The sequence below is a fragment of the Escherichia sp. MOD1-EC6021 genome (assembly GCF_002965245.1).
GTDB classification, from domain to species: domain Bacteria; phylum Pseudomonadota; class Gammaproteobacteria; order Enterobacterales; family Enterobacteriaceae; genus Escherichia; species Escherichia coli_F.
Genome location: NZ_PTRU01000126.1, coordinates 1 through 428 on the forward strand (window position 1 = coordinate 1; position 428 = coordinate 428).

A 428-nucleotide genomic window follows, 5' to 3' on the forward strand; every position below is an offset into this window, starting at 1 on the left:
GGCGTCAGAATGTCGGCGGTGGTGACGGGCTGATGTTCGTCACCATAACGGTAAGTCAGTGCCGCCTGTGCCAGCGCCTGGCGTGCCGGTGGCGGCAGAATCAGCGACTGCATGGCATCACGCTTTTCCTCAATCCGGTCAAAAACCCCCACCACCTCGTAAGCCCCTTCAATGACTCTGTCCACCACATTTCCCCGGTGCGGAACACGCACTTCCCCCAGAGACTGACCACAGACGCATCCGTTCTGGCAGACGAACCTGAAGTAACCCGGCAGCATCTGGTAGCTGGAGGTACCGTCATGAGAGTTGAGCAGAATAATTTCAGGGACATGTTCTCCGTTTATCTCTCCGGCCCGCCGCAGACGCAGCATGTGTTTTGTGTATCCCCGGCGGCCCGGGTCGCGCACACGGGTCTGGCAGGCGAAGAA

The 428-nt window shown here is 59.3% G+C and carries 1 protein-coding gene; it reads right to left on the reverse strand.

Translation table 11 applies throughout. The annotated features are described in order from the left end of the window. Positions 1 to 428: DUF932 domain-containing protein (locus BEB54_RS28295; protein ID WP_143358812.1), on the reverse strand; the 428-nt coding region annotated here is incomplete at both ends.